This window comes from Planomonospora algeriensis (assembly GCF_977012225.1).
In genome coordinates, this window is record NZ_CDRNDK010000935.1 from 1 (window position 1) to 1016 (window position 1016).

At 74.1% G+C, this 1016-nt stretch carries 1 protein-coding gene; it reads left to right on the forward strand.

Annotated elements, in window-relative coordinates; all coding sequences use genetic code 11:
- Positions 1-164: 164 nt before the first annotated feature.
- The coding region (locus tag ACWJ6R_RS37005) for a hypothetical protein (protein WP_449066651.1) at positions 165-1016 on the forward strand (852 nt) is incomplete at its 3' end.

A 1016-nucleotide genomic window follows, 5' to 3' on the forward strand; every position in this document is an offset into this window, starting at 1 on the left:
CGCCCGGCCACCGCAGCTCCCCCGGCCGCGCAGCGCGCCGGGATCCGACCGTCCCGGGGCCGCCCGGATGCCGGCCCGGCACCTCGGCGCGCCCACGGCGGGGTTCGCCCCGCCCCACGACCTTCCTGCCGGAGCCGACCCAGAGAGCCGACCCAGAGAAGAGCATGAGCCGGACATCCCGCGGAGTCACGCCGGCCGCCGGATCGCGCCTGGTGCGCGAGCCGTACGGCTGGCTGGCGTACCTCCTGGTCGCAGGCATGCTGGCCCTGGCCGCTCCGCTGGCGACCGCCGTCTCCCCCGCCCTGGACGCCCTGTGCTGGATCGTGCTGCAGGGTTCGTCGCTGGCGGCCGTCCTCGTCGGCATCCGCCGGCACGGCCTGGGCCGGCTGTGGGCCTGGCGGCTGATCGGCGCGACCATCACGCTGGCCTGGGCGGGGTCCGCGTTCTTCTGGGGCGTGGGCTGGACATGGCTGCGGCTCCCGGCGGCCCTCGCCTCCTACCAGGTCACCACTCTGCTCTCGTACGGCATGGGCCTGATCGCGCTGACCCTGCTGGGACTGCGGACCAGCGGATCGCGCTGGGCGGGACTGCTCGACGGCGCGATCATCACCGTCGGCGTGGCCATGCCCTTCTGGGCGTTCTTCATCAACCCGATGATCGACCGCAGCGGCTACACCGGCGCGGAGCTCGCCTTCGCACTGACCTCCCCCGTCATCGACCTGCTCCTGCTGGGCATGATCCTGCGGATGGCGTTCGACAGCGGGCGGGCGCCGTGGCTGCTTCTGCTGAGCGTCTCCTACGTCTCCCTGTTCGTCGCCGACGGTGTCTACCTGCTCGACCTGGCCGAGGGCAGGTCTCCCGGCGCCCTCTCCACGATCACCTGGCTGGGCTGGGCGGTCCTGGTCGGCGCCGCCGCGCTGCACCCCAGTGTGGCGTCCGCGGGCTGGCTGAGGGTGCCCGTCGTCTCCAGCCGGGCGCGGGCCGCCACGTTCCTGGCCCTGGCCCTGCTCGGCCCG